This window comes from Streptomyces marokkonensis, assembly GCF_039539045.1.
Lineage (GTDB): Bacteria > Actinomycetota > Actinomycetes > Streptomycetales > Streptomycetaceae > Streptomyces > Streptomyces marokkonensis.
In genome coordinates this window covers 24,643-39,816 of sequence record NZ_BAABCQ010000059.1, presented here as the reverse complement: position 1 = coordinate 39,816, position 15,174 = coordinate 24,643, and the positions used below count along the sequence as shown (strand labels likewise).

Sequence of the window (15,174 nt, the reverse complement as noted above, 5' to 3'; positions counted from 1 at the left end):
GTGCATGTTACTTACGGTAACCGCAGTCTGTTACCGGTGGGTAGGAAAAGTCAACCACCGAGGCCCCGTCGCCCTCCCGTTCGATGTCGGCTGCCCGCCGGGTGTTAGTTTGCGCAGGCGTCACCGAAACACCACGGGTGGGGAGAGCACATGGACACCACGCAGCGGACCGATCAACAGCGGTCCGCCGACCGCCGCCGGCGCGAGCTGCTGGAGGCCGCCGACCGGGTGGTGCTGCGAGACGGCCCCCATGCCTCGATGAACGCCATCGCCGCCGAGGCCGGCATCACCAAGCCGATCCTCTACCGCCACTTCGGCGACAAGAGCGGACTCTACGCCGCCCTCGCCAAGCGTCACACGGACGCGCTCCTGTCCTCTCTGCGGGCCGCCCTGGACGCTCCGGCGGAACGGCGCGAACGCGTCGAGGCCACCTTGGACACCTATCTGGCGGCCATCGAGGCACGCCCGCAGGTGTACCGCTTCCTGATGCATCCGGCGGAGGGCAGCACCTCACCGGGCGACCAGGTCGAGCAGGGTTTCGACATCGGCAAGCACTCGGCGCCGCTGCTGCGCCGCATGGGCGAGGAGCTGGCCCAGGTCATCGAGGAACGCCTCGACGTCGGACCGGGCACCCAGCAGCTGGCCCGGGTGTGGGGGCACGGAATCGTCGGCATGATGCACGCCGCCGGGGACTGGTGGCTGGGCGAACGCCCCTGCTCGCGCGCGGAGTTGGTGCGAACCCTGGCCGACCTGCTGTGGGGCCGCCTCGCCGCGGCCGACGACAAGGCGGGCGGCCCGGGCTTCTGACGGCAACGGGCCGGACACGACCGCACGCCGGTACCGTGCCGTGCCGGTACCGTGCCGTGCCGGTGCCGTGCCGGTGCTGCGGCCCCATCCCCACCGCGCCTCAGGCCACGCGCCGGGCGCGGGAGGCGTCCGTGGCCGGTGGTGTCCAGCCCTGCGCAGCCGCACGTGGCTCGGGAAGTTCCACGCGGCCGGTCGGCCCGCGCCCGTGACGCCGCGGCGACGTGGCGCCCGTCCGGCCGGCCACCCGTCCGCTGTCGAGCTGTCCGGCCGGCCACCAGCCACCAGCCACCAGCCACCAGCCACCAGCCACCAGCCACCAGCCACCAGCCGGGCAACGCGCTCAGCGGTGCCAGGACGCCCGCGCCACCTGCCGCATCAGCTTCCGGTGGCGCCGGCCCGTCAGGCGATCGGCGTACACCCGGCCCTCCAGGTGATCGCACTCGTGCTGGAGGCATCGCGCGAAGAACCCCGTCCCGCGCACGGTGACCGGCGCCCCGGTCACCGTGAAACCCGTCACGACCGCCTCGTCGTGACGCTCCGTCCCGGCCTCCAGTCCCGGCAGCGACAGACAGCCCTCCGGCCCGCGCACCACCACCCCGCCGGTCTCGACCAGTCGCGGGTTCACCACATGGCCGAGATGGCGCTCGTCCTCGTCGTCCGGGCAGTCGTACACGAAGACGCGTACCGGCTCGCCGATCTGGTTGGCGGCCAGGCCCACGCCGCGCGCGGCGTACATGGTCGCGAACAAGTCCTCCACGAGGAGCGCGAGTTCCGGGCCGAAGTCCCTCACCTCCTCGCAGGGTGCGTGCAGGACGGGGTCGCCGAGGAGGCCGAGGGGGCGGGTGCGCCCGTGGGCGCCCGGGATGGAGCCGTGTCGCATGGCGGCAAGAGTAAGGTCCCTGTGTCCCGCGGCGGCTCGCGCCCACCGCCAAAACCCCGTGGCCGGTGCCGCGATTCGGGAGTGCGAACGGATCTCGATAGGCTGAGGTCCACACCACGTGGCCGTCAGGCTTCAGGCGCGGCGCGTACGCAAGGAGGATCGAGAACTGATGGCAGGCAACTCGGACCCGCTTTCGCCCCGGGCCAAGATCGCCGTGACCGCGGGCAAGGCGGTCGCGGCGGCATCTCGTGCCGCGGGGCGCGGCAGCGGTTCGGTGATCGGCGGCAAGGTCGCGCTGAGACTCGATCCCGACCTCCTCGCACGGCTCGCCCAGCACCTGGACGTGACCCTCGTCTCGGCGACCAACGGCAAGACCACCACCACCCGGCTCATCGCCGAGGCGCTCAAGGCGGCCGGTCCGGTCGTCTCCAACGCGCTCGGGGCCAACATGCCGGCCGGCATCACCTCGGCGCTCGCGGGCGGCTCGGAGGCCCGGTTCGGCATCATCGAGGTCGACGAGAAGTACCTCGTCGGCGTCGCCCAGGCCACCGAGCCGAAGTGCATCGCCCTGCTCAATCTCTCCCGCGACCAGCTGGACCGCGCCGCGGAGACCCGGATGCTCGCGGAGAACTGGCGCGAGGGTCTGGCCGGTTCGAAGGCCGTGGTCGTCGCCAACGCGGACGACCCGCTGGTGGTGTGGGCGGCGTCCTCCTCCCCCAATGTGATCTGGGTCGCGGCCGGGCAGATGTGGAAGGACGACGCCTGGTCCTGCCCGTCCTGCGGCGGTGTGATGCAGCGCCCCGGTGACGACTGGTTCTGCGGCGAGTGCGGCTTCCGCCGGCCCACGCCGAGCTGGGCCCTGTCCGGCGACCACGTACTCGACCCGCACGGCTCCGCCTGGCCGATCCACCTCCAGCTGCCGGGCCGTGCCAACAAGGCCAACGCCGCCTCGTCGGCCGCCGTCGCCGCCGTGTTCGGGGTGCCGCCGCAGGTCGCCCTGGAGCGCATGTACCAGGTGCAGGCGGTCGCCGGCCGCTACGACGTCGTGCAGTACCAGGGCCGTGACCTGCGCCTGCTGCTCGCCAAGAACCCGGCGGGCTGGCTGGAGACGTTCTCCCTGATCGACCCGCCGCCGACCCCGGTGATCCTCTCGGTGAACGCGCGCGGCGCCGACGGCACCGACACCTCCTGGCTGTGGGACGTGGACTACACCAGGCTGACCGGCCACCCGATCTGCCTGGTCGGTGACCGGAAGCTGGACCTCGCGGTACGCCTCGAGGTCGCGAACCAGCAGTTCCAGGTCTGCGAGGACATCGACCAGGCGGTGCAGCTGTGCCCGCCCGGCCGGATCGAGGTCATCGCGAACTACACCGCCTTCCAGGACCTGCGCCGCCGCGTCGGCAACTGACCGCGAGATTTCAGGGGACTTTCGTGAGCGACAACCAACTGCGGATCGTCTGGATCTACCCGGACCTCCTCAGCACATACGGCGACCAGGGCAACGCCCTCGTCGTGGAGCGCCGGGCCCGCCAGCGCGGCCTCGACGTGGCCCGGCTCGACGTGCGCAGCGACCAGCCGATCCCGACCTCCGGCGACATCTACCTGATCGGCGGCGGTGAGGACCGCCCGCAGCGGCTCGCGGCCGAGCGGCTGCGCCGGGACGGCGGCCTGTACCGGGCGGTGGAGAACGGCGCGATCGTCTTCTCCGTCTGCGCCGGCTACCAGATCCTGGGCCAGGAGTTCATCAACGACCTGGGCCAGCGGGAGCCGGGCCTCGGCCTGCTCGACGTGGTCTCCACCCGCGGCGAGGGCGCCCGGTGTGTCGGTGACGTCCTCGGCGACATCGACCCGCGCCTGGGCCTGCCGCCGCTGACCGGCTTCGAGAACCACCAGGGTGTCACGCACATCGGTCCGGGCGCCCGCCCGCTCGCCCAGGTCCGTTTCGGCAACGGCAACGGCACGGGCGACGGTACGGAGGGTGCGTACAACGACACGGTCTTCGGCACGTACATGCACGGTCCGGTGCTGGCGCGCAACCCGCAGATCGCGGACCTGCTGCTGAAGCTGGCCCTCGACGTGAACGCGCTGCCGCCGACCGACGACCGCTGGTACGAGGCGCTGCGGGGCGAGCGCATCGCGGCCGCGCAGCAGCCGGCGTAGGCCGACCGCGGCGCAGCCCGGCCGACCTTCCCTGCCCACCCGTCGGACCTCCCCGGGCGGGCCCGTCTGATGACTCATCCGCACAGGTGAGCGCGCACGTCCAGTAGGCGGACGCGTGGTTCGGTCCCGCCCCCCGATGCCGCTAGGGTGGCGGGAATCGAGCCGGACAGCGCGGTCCGGCCCCCGTGCCACTTGAGAAGGTATTCCGGGCTATGCGCATTGGTGTCCTCACGTCCGGCGGTGACTGCCCCGGCCTGAACGCCGTCATACGGTCCGTCGTGCACCGCGCCGTCGTCGACCACGGCGACGAGGTCATCGGCTTCCGGGACGGCTGGAAGGGCCTCCTGGAGTGCGACTACCTCAAGCTCGACCTCGACGCGGTCGGTGGCATCCTGGCCCGCGGCGGCACCATCCTCGGCTCCTCCCGCGTACGTCCCGAACATCTGCGGGACGGCGTGGAGCGTGCCCGGGGGCACGTCGAGGAACTCGGTCTGGACGCGATCATCCCGATCGGCGGTGAGGGAACGCTGAAGGCGGCCCGGCTGCTGTCCGACAACGGCCTGCCGATCGTGGGCGTACCGAAGACCATCGACAACGACATCGCCGTCACGGACGTCACCTTCGGCTTCGACACGGCCGTCACCGTGGCCACCGAGGCCCTGGACCGGCTGAAGACCACCGCCGAGTCCCACCAGCGGGTGCTGATCGTCGAGGTCATGGGCCGTCACACCGGCTGGATCGCGCTGCACTCGGGCATGGCGGCCGGCGCGCACGCCGTCGTCGTCCCGGAGCGGCCCTTCGACATCGACGAGCTGACCGCCAAGGTCGGCGAGCGCTTCTCGGCGGGCAAGCGGTTCGCCATCGTGGTGGCCGCGGAGGGTGCCAAGCCGAAGGCCGGCGGCATGGACTTCGACGAGGGCGGCAAGGACGTCTACGGCCACGAGCGCTTCGCCGGGATCGCCCGCCAGCTCTCGATCGAGCTGGAGGAGCGCCTCGGCAAGGAGGCCCGGCCGGTGATACTCGGTCACGTCCAGCGCGGCGGCACGCCGACGGCGTACGACCGGGTGCTGGCCACCCGGTTCGGCTGGCACGCGGTGGAGGCCGTGCACCGCGGGGAGTTCGGGATGATGACGGCCCTGCGCGGTACGGACATCGCGATGGTGTCGCTGGCGGAGGCCGTGGAGACGCTGAAGACGGTGCCGGACGCGCGGTACGCGGAAGCGGAGTGCGTTCTCTGAGGCGTACCGACGACAAGCCGCCCCCGGTCACAACCGTGACCGGGGGCGGTTCTAGTCTTGCTTCGGACAGACAGCGCTCAACCGCGCTCAACCCCCACGAAACAGGAGCCGGCGGATGGATCACAGCGGGCACGGCATGACGACGGATCTGCCGCCGTTCACGCTGGGGCGAGGTCTCGCGTGGTCGGCGGACCCCTTCTTCCTGATCGCCTGCCTCCTGGGACTGGCGCTGTACGGGTGGGGCGTCGTCCGGCTGACCCGCCGCGGTGACAAGTGGCCGGTGGGCCGGACCGTGTCCTTCGTCGTCGGTGTGCTGAGCGTCGCGCTGATGATGTGCACCAAGCTCAACGACTACGGCATGGTCATGTTCAGCGTGCACATGGTGCAGCACATGGTGATCAGCATGGTGTCGCCGATCCTGCTGCTGCTCGGCGCCCCGATCACCCTCGCCCTGCGCGCGCTGCCGCCGGCGGGCCGCGGCCGCAAGGGCGTCCGCGAACTGCTGCTGATGCTGCTGCACAGCCGCTACATGCGGATCATCACGCACCCCGCGTTCACCATCCCGCTGTTCATCGCGAGCCTGTACGCGGTGTACTTCACCCCCATCTTCGACTTCCTCATGGGCTCCCAGGTCGGGCACATCGCGATGATGGTGCACTTCCTCGCCGTCGGTGTGGTGTTCTTCTGGCCCATCATGGGCGTGGACCCGGGCCCCCACCGGCCGGGCTACCTGATGCGGATGCTGGAACTGTTCGCGGGCATGCCGTTCCACGCCTTCTTCGGCATCGCGCTGATGATGGCGTCCTCGCCCATGGTCGAGACGTTCAAGAACCCGCCCGCGTCGCTCGGCATCGAGGCGCTCTCCGACCAGAACGCGGCCGGCGGCATCGCCTGGGCCTTCAGCGAGGTCCCGTCCGTGCTCGTGCTGCTCGCGCTGCTGTTCCAGTGGTACGCCTCGGAGGAGCGGCAGGCCCGGCGCAGCGACCGGGCGGCCGACCGCGACGGCGACAAGGAACTTGAGGCGTACAACGCCTATCTGGCCTCACTGAACACACGCGGCGGCTGAACGGCGGATCCGTTCAGTAGCATGTGACGCGTCGGGGGAACCGCCCGGGGGGAGCGGTATGGCGCGTCACGCGTTCTCAGGATCAGAGGGGCCGAAAGCAGAAGGGCCGAAAGCAGAAGGGCCGGGATCACCGCGGCCGGAAGTGGGCCGACTGGTCGCCGGCCGCTATCTGCTGTTGCGCCCGCTCGGCAGCGGCGGTCCGGGCCGGGCGTGGCTCGCCCACGACCAGCGGCTGGGCTGCGAGGTCGCGCTGAAGGCCGCCCGCGCCGATCCCCGGAACCTGCCACCGCCGCCGTACGACCATCCGCACCTGGTGACCGTTCATGACGTGGTGGAGCACGAGGACGTGCCGTGGACCGTCATGGAGTACGTGGCGGGCGCCGTCGACCTCAGGGAGTTGGTGGCCCGGCGCGGTCCGCGGGCCCCGGCCGACTGCGCCCGCATCGGGCTCGCGGTGCTCTCCGTGCTCGACGCGCCGGCCGCCGGGCACGGACGGGGTGTGCCGCACCGGGGGGTGGCGCCGGCCGGCATCCTGCTGGCGCCGGACCGCGGCGGTGCGCCGTACGGCCGGATCCTGCTCCTGGACCACGTCGTCGCGGGTTCCGGCGAAGGTGACGCTCTCCTGGCGCTGGGCCGCACGCTGTACTACGCCGTCGAGGGCCGCGAGCCCTCCGACGACCGGGACGTGCCCGTGCGCGCCGGTGCGCTGGGGCCCCTGCTGGAAAGGCTGCTCGGCCGGGCTCCCGGGCCGCGTGTCACGGTGGCCGAGGCGGAGGCGGAACTGGCGTGGATCGTCACGCCGCAGACCGAGACGTACGCCCGGCCGCGGACCGACCCGGGCTCGCAGCCGCCCTGGTCCGCCGCGCGCCCGTCCGTACCCCGACCGGCCACTTCCGCCTCCACTTCCGCTTCCGCCTCCACTTCCGCTTCCGCTTCCGCTTCCGCCTCCACTTCCGCTTCCGCTTCCGCCACCGCCCCTTCATCCGTCCCCGCCTCTGCCTCCGCCGACCGGCGGACCACCACCGCCTCCCCCGCCGGGCACCGCCGTCCGCGCCTGCGGGCCCTGCGTGCCGCCCTGGCCGGCGGGCTCGGTCTGGCCCTCGCCCTGGGCGGCGTCTGGTACGCCCTGGCCGACCGGGCGGCCGACGGGGCCGGGACGCCGTACGGCGACGCCGTGGGGCTCGTGGCTCCGCTGGAGGACGGGGACTGCGTACGCGCCCGCCGGCCGGGAGGCACCCGGTTCACGGGGACACCGCGCCTCACCGTGGACCCGGCCTGCCGGGGCGGGGCGCCCGACGGCCAGGTGATGGCGTTCGTGCCCGCCTCCTCCGCCGAGGAGGCCCGCCGGCAGGGTCCGGCGCGGTGCGAGGAGCGCACGCGGGAGGTCCGGGACCGGCTGGCCGGGGTGCGCAGCATGGCGGTCGTGCCCGCCGAGGACGGTTTCGAGACCGCGCTCAGGCGCACGGCGTGCGTGGTCGTGGGCGCGGACGGGCCGTTGTACGGGCCGCTGGGACGGCACCGCGAGCCCGGTTCGGTCTTCGCGGACACCGCCACCATGCAGCGCCGGGACTGCCTGGACGTGCGCTCCACTCGGGAGGCCCGGCTGGTGTCCTGCTCCGGCCGGTACGACTCCCAGGTGCTCGGCTTCACCCGGCTGGCCCCCGGCGTCACGCTCGCCGAGGCGCCCGCGGCGGCGGACACGGCGTGTGCGCGCCAGGTGCCGCCGCGCGACTACGGATTCGACCCCTCCCTGTACGAGTCCGGTTCCCGGACGGCCGCCGGTGCCTGGAAATCGGGCTCTCATCTCGTCGTCTGCACCGTACAAAGGCAGAACGGGGGCACCATGGAGGGGAACGGACCATGAGGAGGGTGTCGCGATGCCCGGTTCCACGGACAGTTCGACGAAGACCATGGGGGCGCTCACCATCGGCGGCCTGGTCGCGGTGACGGCCTACACGGTGGGGCTCGGAAGCAACGGCTGGTTGTGGTTCGGCTGGGTCGTGCTGGGGCTGATCACTCTGGGGCTGGTGACCACGCGCAGCGCCTGAGCCCCACGCCGGGGCGCACCACGGTTCACTCGCGGCCGAGCCGGCCCGCCGAGTGCACGCCCGGCTGGTACTTCGGCAGCCGGACCGTGATCTTCATGCCCGCGCCGACGGCCGTCTCGATGACTAGGCCGTGGTCGTCTCCGTAGACCTGGCGGAGCCGGTCGTCGACGTTGGACAGCCCGATGCCGCCCGACGGGCTGACCTCGCGCGCGAGGATGCGGCGCAGCAGGCCCGGGTCCATGCCGGCGCCGTCGTCCTCGATGACGACCAGGGCCTCGGCGCCCGCGTCCTGCGCGGTGATCTGGATGCGGCACCGGTCGGACTTGCCCTCCAGACCGTGTTTGACGGCGTTCTCGACGAGCGGCTGGAGGCAGAGGAAGGGCAGGGCGACCGGCAGTACCTCGGGCGCGACCTGGAGGGTGACGGCGAGGCGGTCGCCGAAACGGGCCCGTACCAGCGCCAGGTAGTGGTCGATGGCGTGCAGCTCGTCGGCGAGGGTGGTGAAGTCGCCGTGCCGCCGGAACGAGTACCGGGTGAAGTCGGCGAACTCCAGCAGCAGCTCGCGGGCGCGCTCGGGATCGGTGCGCACGAAGGACGCGATCACCGCGAGCGAGTTGAAGATGAAGTGCGGGGAGATCTGGGCCCGCAGGGCCTTGATCTCGGCCTCGATGAGCCGGGTGCGGGACTGGTCGAGGTCGGCCAGCTCGAGCTGGACGGAGACCCAGCGGGCGACCTCGCCGGCGGCCCGGACCAGGACGGCGGACTCACGGGGCGCGCAGGCGACGAGGGCGCCGTGCACCCGGTCGTCGACGGTGAGCGGGGCGACGACCGCCCAGCGCACCGTGCAGTCGGGGACGAGGCAGGAGAGCGGGAAGGCCTCGCCGCGGCCGGTCTCCAGCGGTCCGGCGAGACGCTCCATGATCTCGGTGCGGTGGTGGGCGCCCGCGCCGTCCCAGACCAGGACGTCCTTGAGGTCGGTCAGACAGAGCGCGTCCGTGCCGAGCAGGGAGCGCAGCTTGCGGGCCGACTTGCCTGCGGTCTCCTCGGTCAGACCGGCCCGCAGCGGGGGTGTGGCCAGGGAGGCGGTGTGCAGGGTCTGGAAGGTGGCGTGCTCGACGGGGGTGCCCAGGCCGCCGAGGTTCTGCGGGCGGGCCGTGCGCCGCCCCAGCCAGAAGCCCGCGGCCAGGAGCGGGAGCACGGCGACGACCAGGCCCGCCAGGAAACCGCTCATGGAGTCGCTCACGGGGTCGCCTCCTTGTGCAGTTCGTCCGTGCGCAGCTCCTCCGGCAGGTGGAAACGGGCCAGGATGGCCGCCGTACCGGCCGGGACCCGGCCCGGTGTCGCCAGGGAGACCAGCACCATGGTGAGGAAGGCCAACGGCACCGACCAGAGCGCGGGCCAGGCCAGCAGCGCGTGCAGCGCGCCGCCGCCGCCCGGGAAGCCGCCCATGGTGGCGGCGACGGCGAGGAGGGCGGAGCCGCCGCCCACCAGCATTCCGGCCGCCGCGCCGGGCGGGGTCAGCCGCCGCCACCAGATGCCGAGGACGAGCAGCGGGCAGAAGGAGGAGGCGGACACGGCGAAGGCGAGGCCGACGGCGTCTGCGACCGGCAGCCCGCCGACCAGCGCGCTCGCCGCCAGCGGCACGGCCATGGCGAGGAGGGTGCCGAGCCGGAAGTGCGGTACGCCGCGGGAGGGCAGCACGTCCTGGGTCAGGACGCCCGCCACGGCCATGGTCAGCCCCGAGGCGGTGGAGAGGAAAGCGGCGAAGGCACCGCCCGCGACCAGTGCCCCGAGCAGGTCTCCGCCCACTCCCCCGATCACCCGGTCGGGCAGCAGCAGCACCGCGGCGTCGGCGTTGCCGGTGAGGGTCAGCTCGGGGGCGTACATGCGACCCAGGGCGCCGTAGACGGGCGGCAGCAGGTAGAAGGCGCCGATGAGGCCGAGGACGGCAACGGTGGTGCGGCGGGCGGCGACGCCGTGCGGGCTGGTGTAGAAGCGGACCACGACGTGCGGCAGGCCCATGGTGCCGAGGAAGGTGGCGAGGATCAGGCCGTACGTGGCGTACAGCGGGCGTTCCGTGCGGCTCTCGGCCCGGGAGGGTGACAGGGCGTCGTCGGCGCCCCGTCCGGCGGCCGGGACGGGGGTGTCCTCGGCGAAGGTGAGGCGGGTGCCGGCCTCGATGTGATGGGTGCCGGCGGGGAGGCCGAGCCGGGCGCCTTCGTGGGCGCGGCCGTCCACCGTGCCGTCGACGGTGACGGTCAGCGGCCGCTCCAGCTTGAGGGTGAGGCTGTCCTCGACCCGGACGGAGCGCTGCTCGCGAAAGGTGGCCGGTTCCTCGAAGGGGCGGCCGGGTGCGCCGTCGCCCTGCCAGGCCAGCACCAGGAAGAGGGCGGGGACGAGCAGGGCGGTGAGCTTCAGCCAGTACTGGAAGGCCTGGACGAAGGTGATGCTGCGCATGCCGCCGGCGGCGACGATGGCGGTGACGACGACGGCGACGATCACTCCGCCGAGCCAGTCGGGCGCCCCGCCCAGCACGGCCAGGGTCAGTCCGGCGCCCTGGAGCTGGGGCAGCAGGTAGAGCCAGCCGACGCCGACGACGAAGGCCCCCGCGAGCCGCCGTACTGCCTGGGAGGCGAGCCGGGCCTCGGCGAAGTCGGGCAGCGTGTAGGCGCCCGAGCGGCGCAGCGGGGCGGCGACGAACAGGAGCAGGACCAGATAGCCGGCCGTGTAGCCGACCGGGTACCAGAGCATGTCGGGGCCCTGGACGAGGACCAGCCCGGCGATGCCGAGGAAAGACGCGGCGGAGAGGTACTCGCCGCTGATGGCGGCGGCGTTGAGGCGGGGGCCGACGGTGCGGGAGGCGACGTAGAAGTCGGAGGTGGTGCGGGAGATCCGCAGGCCGAAGGCGCCGACGAGGACGGTGGCGACGACGACGAGGGCGACGGCGGGTATGGCGTAGCTGGAGTTCATGGCGCCTTCGGGGACGGGGTCATCGGTCCTCGACGAGGCGCACGAGGTCGCGTTCGTTGCGCTCGGCGCGGCGCACGTACCAGCGGGCGAGGAGGACGAGCGGGGCGTACAGGCCGAAGCCGAGGACGGTCCATTCCAGGTGGTGGGCGTCGGGCATCGCCGCGAACAGCAGCGGCAGCGGCCCGACCAGGAGCCCGAGCACCGCGAAGGCCGTGAGGCCCGCCCGTAGCTGGCTGCGCATGAGGGAGCGGACGTAGGTGTGTCCGAGGGTGGTCTGCTCGTCGATCTCGGTGCGCGGGCGGTAGTAGCCGGGGGCCCTGCCGGTGCGTCTGGGCGGGCCGGTGACGGTGACGCGGCGTTCGGTGGGGTCCTGGGGCATGGCTCACGGCCTCCGCATGAGCAGGTCCCGCAGTTCACGGGCGTGACGTCGGCTGACCTGGAGTTCCTCGGTGCCGACCAGGACACTGACGGTGCCGGCGTCCAGGCGGAGTTCGCCGATGTGGCGCAGGGCCACGAGGTGGCGGCGGTGGATGCGGACGAAGCCGCGGGCGCGCCAGCGCTCCTCCAGGGTGGACAGGGGGATGCGGACGAGGTGGCTGCCCTTGTCGGTGTGCAGGCGGGCGTAGTCGCCCTGGGCCTCGGCGTGGGTGATGTCCTCGACGGGGACGAAGCGGGTGACGCCGCCGAGTTCCACGGTGATGTGGTCGGGGTCGGGTTCGTGCACGGGTATGCGCGGAGCCGGGGCGGTGCCCCCGCGTTCGACGGCGCGGCGGACCGCCTCCGCGAGCCGTTCCCTGCGGACGGGTTTGAGGACGTAGTCGACTGCCTTGAGGTCGAAGGCCTGGACGGCGAAATCCTCGTGCGCGGTGACGAAGACGACCAGCGGTGGGCGGGCGAACCCGCTCAGCAGCCGGGCGAGGTCGAGCCCGTCCAGGCCGGGCATCTGGATGTCGAGGAAGACGACGTCGATGGCGTCCGGACCGTCGGGGCCCGACTCCAGGGCCCGGTTGATGCGGCGCAGCGCCTCCGTCGCGTCCGACGCGCCCTCCGCCGTGCCGACGCGGGGATCGGCGTTCAGCAGGTACACGAGTTCCTCGAGTGTGGGGCGTTCGTCGTCGACGGCCAGGGCGCGCAGCATGAGGCTGGAGTGTAGGAGCAATCCGTGCGCTGCACACGTGCCCGACGTGGACGTATCCGCTATATACAGTGCCCGCATGAACAGCAGGCCCGCCTCGTTCGACGAACTCGACCGGAAGATCGTCACCGCCCTGATGGCGAACGCCAGGACGTCCTTCGCCGAGATCGGCGCGGAGGTCGGGCTGTCCTCGACGGCGGTCAAGCGCCGGGTGGACCGGCTGCGCGAGACCGGCGTGATCACCGGGTTCACGGCCACGGTGCGGCCGTCCGCGCTGGGCTGGCGTACCGAGGCTTACGTGGAGGTGTACTGCGAGGGGGCGGCGCCGCCGAGGCGGCTGGCCCAGGTCGCGCGCGGCTACCCGGAGATCACGGCGGCGATGACGGTGACCGGTGGGGCGGACGCGCTGCTGCATGTGCGGGCACGGGACGTGGAGCACTTCGAGGAGGTGCTGGAGCGGATCCGGGCCGAGCCGTTCATCCGCAAGACGATCAGCGTGATGGTGCTGTCCCATCTGATCCCGGACAGTCCGGAGGCGGGTGCGAGCCATCCGGCACCGTAGGCGGGGCCCGGGGACCGGCCGAGGGCGCAGCAGGCGTGCGCCGGACTGCCTCAGGACGCAGCGATCGTGCGGGAACACGCAGCTTTTGTCGCTTGTCGTCCGTCTCCTTCGCTTCCTACCGTGGTGTCATACCCCAGTCACAATCCGTGATGAAGCGGAGGAACCCCTCTGTGTCCGAATCCCGTGTGCCGCGCCGGCGGCGCTTCCTGGTCTGCGAACCCAGACACTTCGCCGTGCAGTACGCGATCAACCCGTGGATGAGCCCCGACCGGCCCGTCGACGTCATCCGCGCCCTGAACCAGTGGCAGGCACTGGTCGACGCCTACCGCACCCACGGGCACACCGTGGACACGGTCCAGCCGGTCCCGGGCCTGCCCGACATGGTCTTCGCCGCGAACTGCGCGGTCGTCGTCGGGGGCCGGGTCTGCGGCTCCCTGTTCCACGCCCCCCAGCGGCGTCCCGAGTCGGTGCCCTACGAGGCGTGGTTCAAGACGGAGGGCTTCGAGGTCCATCACCCCGAGGCGATCTGCGAGGGCGAGGGCGACCTGGTCCCGGCCGGCCGCTGGATCCTGGCCGGCACGGGGTTCCGTACGACCCCCGAGGCGCACCGCGAGGTACAGGAGTTCTTCGGCGTGCCGGTGATCTCGCTGACGCTCGTGGACCCGTACTTCTACCATCTGGACACGGCGCTGTTCGTGCTCGACGACGGGCCGGACGGGACCGGCGGGAACATCGCCTACTACCCCGGGGCCTTCTCGCCCGGCAGCCGCGAGGTGCTGGAGCGGCTCTACCCGCACGCGGTGATCGCCACTCGCGAGGACGCCATGGCGTTCGGGCTCAACTCCGTCTCCGACGGACGGCACGTGTTCCTCTCGCCCGGGGCCCGGGCACTCGCCGACCGCCTCGCCGGCCTCGGCTACGTGCCCGTCCCCGTCGACCTGTCCGAGTTCCACAAGGCCGGTGGCGGCATCAAGTGCTGCACCCAGGAGATCCGGGAGACCCGTTCATGACCGCGCCCGCCCGCACCGCCCGCACCCGCGGCTCCGAGGAGCTCATCCGCGCGGAGGAGCCCGTCCTCGCGCACAACTACCACCCGCTGCCCGTGGTCGTGGCCCGCGCGGAGGGCGCCTGGGTCGAGGACGTGGAGGGCCGCCGCTACCTGGACATGCTGGCCGGGTACTCGGCGCTCAACTTCGGCCACCGCCACCCGGCGCTGACCGAGGCCGCCCACCGCCAGCTGGACCGGCTCACGCTCACCTCACGCGCCTTCCACAACGACCGGCTCGCCTCCTTCGCCGAACGGCTGGCCACGCTGACCGGCACGGAGATGGTGCTGCCGATGAACACCGGCGCGGAGGCGGTGGAGAGCGGCATCAAAGTGGCCCGCAAGTGGGCCTACGACGTCAAGGGCGTACCGGCCGACCGGGCGACGATCGTGGTCGCGGCGGACAACTTCCACGGCCGTACGACGACGATCGTGAGCTTCTCCACGGACGAGACGGCCCGCTCCGGCTTCGGCCCCTTCACCCCGGGCTTCCGGGTCGTCCCGTACAACGACCTGGCGGCCATGGAGGCAGCGGTCGACGAGACGACGGCGGCCGTGCTGATCGAACCGATCCAGGGCGAGGCGGGCGTGCTGATCCCGGACCCCGGCTATCTGGCCGGCGTGCGGGAGCTGACCCGCCGGGCCGGCTGCCTCTTCGTCGCGGACGAGATCCAGTCGGGTCTCGGCCGCACGGGGCGCACCCTCGCCGTCGAGCACGAGTCCGTCGTGCCGGACGTGGTGCTGCTCGGCAAGGCGCTGGGCGGCGGCATCGTCCCGGTGTCGGCGGTGGTCGGCAGCCGGGAGGTCCTCGGCGTGCTGCGTCCGGGCGAGCACGGCTCGACGTTCGGCGGCAACCCGCTGGCGGCCGCGGTCGGCACGGCGGTGGTGGAGCTGCTGGAGACGGGCGAGTTCCAGCGCCGGGCCACCGAGCTGGGCGCGGTGCTGCGCGAGGGCCTGACCGCCCTGGTCGGCAGGGGCGTCGTCGGTTTCCGCGCGCGGGGGCTGTGGGCGGGCGTCGACGTCGAACCGGCGCTCGGCACCGGCCGCGAGATCAGCGAACGGCTGATGCGCGAGGGAGTCCTCGTCAAGGACACCCACGGCTCCACGATCCGGCTGGCCCCGCCGCTGACCGTCACCGGCGAGGAGCTGGCGGGGGCGCTCGGGACGCTGGAGAAGGTCCTGACGTCCTGAAGGACCCGGACCTGAAGGGCCGAAGGGCCGAAAGGCCGAAAGGCCGAAAGGCCCTGACATCCTGACGTCCTG

15 protein-coding genes are annotated in these 15,174 nt (G+C 72.5%); 10 read left to right on the top strand and 5 right to left on the bottom strand.

The window, feature by feature from the left end; translation table 11 throughout:
- Positions 1-150: 150 nt before the first annotated feature.
- Positions 151-807, top strand: a complete 657-nt coding sequence (locus ABEA26_RS16935) for a TetR/AcrR family transcriptional regulator (protein ID WP_345593219.1) — start codon at positions 151-153, stop codon at positions 805-807.
- 340 nt (positions 808-1,147) lie between these two features.
- Here ABEA26_RS16935 and def read toward each other — a convergent pair whose 3' ends face one another.
- Complete coding sequence (def, locus tag ABEA26_RS16930; RefSeq protein WP_345593218.1) at positions 1,148-1,687, bottom strand: peptide deformylase; 540 nt, start codon at positions 1,685-1,687, stop codon at positions 1,148-1,150.
- A gap of 169 nt (positions 1,688-1,856) precedes the next feature.
- Here def and ABEA26_RS16925 point away from each other — a divergent pair, with 169 nt between their 5' ends.
- The 6 genes from ABEA26_RS16925 to ABEA26_RS16900 all read left to right on the top strand — a co-directional run bounded on the left by ABEA26_RS16925 (position 1,857) and on the right by ABEA26_RS16900 (position 8,199).
- Positions 1,857-3,095: a Mur ligase family protein gene (locus tag ABEA26_RS16925; RefSeq protein WP_345593217.1), complete on the top strand. Its 1,239-nt coding sequence runs from the start codon at positions 1,857-1,859 to the stop codon at positions 3,093-3,095.
- Positions 3,096-3,118: 23 nt separating this feature from the next.
- Positions 3,119-3,847, top strand: coding sequence for a type 1 glutamine amidotransferase (locus tag ABEA26_RS16920; protein WP_345593216.1), 729 nt, complete (start codon positions 3,119-3,121; stop codon positions 3,845-3,847).
- Positions 3,848-4,059: 212 nt separating this feature from the next.
- Positions 4,060-5,085, top strand: coding sequence for a 6-phosphofructokinase (locus tag ABEA26_RS16915; RefSeq protein WP_345593215.1), 1,026 nt, complete (start codon positions 4,060-4,062; stop codon positions 5,083-5,085).
- 115 nt (positions 5,086-5,200) lie between these two features.
- Positions 5,201-6,151 carry a cytochrome c oxidase assembly protein gene (locus tag ABEA26_RS16910; RefSeq protein WP_345593214.1) on the top strand — a complete coding sequence of 317 codons (951 nt, stop codon included), beginning with the start codon at positions 5,201-5,203 and terminating at the stop codon, positions 6,149-6,151.
- Positions 6,152-6,293: 142 nt separating this feature from the next.
- Positions 6,294-8,015, top strand: coding sequence for a septum formation family protein (locus ABEA26_RS16905; protein WP_345593213.1), 1,722 nt, complete (start codon positions 6,294-6,296; stop codon positions 8,013-8,015).
- 13 nt (positions 8,016-8,028) lie between these two features.
- Positions 8,029-8,199, top strand: coding sequence for a hypothetical protein (locus ABEA26_RS16900; RefSeq protein WP_345593212.1), 171 nt, complete (start codon positions 8,029-8,031; stop codon positions 8,197-8,199).
- A 25-nt stretch (positions 8,200-8,224) separates the two neighbouring features.
- Here the strand turns inward: ABEA26_RS16900 and ABEA26_RS16895 are convergent, their stop codons facing one another.
- From ABEA26_RS16895 to ABEA26_RS16880, 4 genes are read right to left on the bottom strand one after another with little or no spacing between them, the layout of a single operon-like run.
- Positions 8,225-9,430, bottom strand: coding sequence for a sensor histidine kinase (locus ABEA26_RS16895; RefSeq protein ID WP_345593220.1), 1,206 nt, complete (start codon positions 9,428-9,430; stop codon positions 8,225-8,227).
- Positions 9,431-9,438: 8 nt separating this feature from the next.
- Entirely contained in the window at positions 9,439-11,169 is a 1,731-nt protein-coding gene (locus tag ABEA26_RS16890) for a sodium/solute symporter (protein ID WP_345593210.1), read from the bottom strand.
- A gap of 19 nt (positions 11,170-11,188) precedes the next feature.
- On the bottom strand, positions 11,189-11,548 hold the full coding sequence (locus ABEA26_RS16885; RefSeq protein ID WP_345593208.1) for a hypothetical protein: 360 nt from the start codon (positions 11,546-11,548) through the stop codon (positions 11,189-11,191).
- 3 nt (positions 11,549-11,551) lie between these two features.
- A complete protein-coding gene (locus ABEA26_RS16880; protein WP_345593207.1) occupies positions 11,552-12,307 on the bottom strand; it encodes a LytR/AlgR family response regulator transcription factor in 756 nt (251 codons plus the stop codon).
- A 76-nt stretch (positions 12,308-12,383) separates the two neighbouring features.
- On the opposite strand from ABEA26_RS16880, the gene ABEA26_RS16875 reads away from it, so the two are divergent.
- The 3 genes from ABEA26_RS16875 (at position 12,384) to rocD (ending at position 15,102) form a co-directional block, all read left to right on the top strand.
- A complete protein-coding gene (locus ABEA26_RS16875) occupies positions 12,384-12,866 on the top strand; it encodes an Lrp/AsnC family transcriptional regulator (RefSeq protein ID WP_345593205.1) in 483 nt (160 codons plus the stop codon).
- A gap of 170 nt (positions 12,867-13,036) precedes the next feature.
- Positions 13,037-13,876, top strand: coding sequence for a dimethylargininase (ddaH, locus tag ABEA26_RS16870; protein WP_425587854.1), 840 nt, complete (start codon positions 13,037-13,039; stop codon positions 13,874-13,876).
- Positions 13,873-15,102, top strand: coding sequence for an ornithine--oxo-acid transaminase (rocD, locus tag ABEA26_RS16865; protein WP_345593201.1), 1,230 nt, complete (start codon positions 13,873-13,875; stop codon positions 15,100-15,102). Before ddaH ends, rocD begins: the two co-directional genes overlap by 4 nt.
- The last annotated feature ends 72 nt before the right edge of the window (positions 15,103-15,174 follow it).